General features: G+C 50.5%; 2 protein-coding genes. Both read left to right on the top strand.

Annotation, left to right across the window (positions count from 1 at the left end):
• Positions 1-33 precede the first annotated feature (33 nt).
• The gene (locus CKL79_RS22520) at positions 34-351 is read left to right on the top strand and encodes a transposase (RefSeq protein ID WP_121971722.1); all 318 of its coding nucleotides are present in this window, start codon (positions 34-36) and stop codon (positions 349-351) included.
• Positions 352-377: 26 nt separating this feature from the next.
• Positions 378-1,086: IS3 family transposase (locus tag CKL79_RS22515; RefSeq protein WP_121971721.1), on the top strand; the 709-nt coding region annotated here is incomplete at its 3' end.

Genomic DNA, 1,086 nt, shown 5'->3' with positions numbered 1-1,086 from the left:
TCTGAATCACTCAAGAAATGATAGGAGTTATTCATGAGCAGAAAACGCAGACAGTACAGTCCAGAATTCAAGTCAAAAATAGCGATTGCCGCCATCCGAGGTGATAAGACCGCCGCTGAGTTAGCAGCGCAACATGAACTTCATCCAGCTCAGATAAACACCTGGAAACGTGAGCTGCTGGAAAATGCCAGTGAGCTGTTTGACAAGAGTAAATCAGCCAGCAAAGCGCAGTCCGACATTAAGGCCGAAAACGATGAACTGTATCGTCAGATCGGCAAGCTGAAGGTAGAGCGGGATTTTTTAGCCGAGCGCTCAGCACAACTGGGCCTGCTACCCGAAAAGCCCTGGTAGATGCTGAGCATCCAGAACTGAGTTTGGTGCGCCAATGCGAGCTGCTAGGGATCAGCCGCTCTAGCCTGTACTACCAGCGGGTGGGGCCGTCAGACGAGGAGTTGATACTGCTGCGACTGATTGATGAGCAGTATTTGAAAACGCCGTTCTACGGCAGTCGTCGGATGGTGGCACACTTGGCTCAGCAAGGCTATCAGGTGAATCGCAAGCGAGTGCAAAGGCTGATGCGTCAGATGAGCTTACATGCGGTGTATCCCAAGCCCAAGCTGAGCAAACGACATCCAGAACATAAGATCTATCCCTACTTGCTGCGCGGTGTCGATATCGCCTCAGTCAATCAGGTGTGGAGTACTGACATCACCTATCTGCCGGTACTGAAAGGCCACTTTTATCTCGTGGCCGTGATGGATTGGTTCAGCCGGAAAGTGCTGAGTTGGCAGGTTTCTAATACGATCGATGGTGCCTTCTGTATTGAGGCGTTGGCGGATGCCCTATCGCACCATCACAAGCCGACGGTATTCAACTCTGACCAGGGTGCTCAGTTTACGGCAAACGCTTTCACAGACTGCCTCAAGCAGGCCGATGTACAGGTTTCGATGGATGGTCGTGGGCGGTGTTATGACAACATTTTCATTAAGCGATTATGGAGATCCTTAAAGTATGAGTTGATCTATCTCAAAGCGTTTGAAGACGGACGACATCTATCACGAGAGGTGACGACTTGGTTTCATTGGT

The organism is Leptolyngbya sp. BC1307, from assembly GCF_002286735.1.
In the GTDB taxonomy this organism is placed as follows: Bacteria; Cyanobacteriota; Cyanobacteriia; order Phormidesmidales; family Phormidesmidaceae; genus Phormidesmis.
Note: the sequence above shows the minus strand (reverse complement) of the source record. Positions and strands in the feature narration are given on the sequence as shown.

What these genes read in the sequence shown, in the direction of transcription:
- CKL79_RS22520 (WP_121971722.1), top strand. Translation starts at nt 34, where the DNA reads ATGAGCAGAAAACGCAGACAGTACAGTCCAGAATTCAAGTCAAAAATA.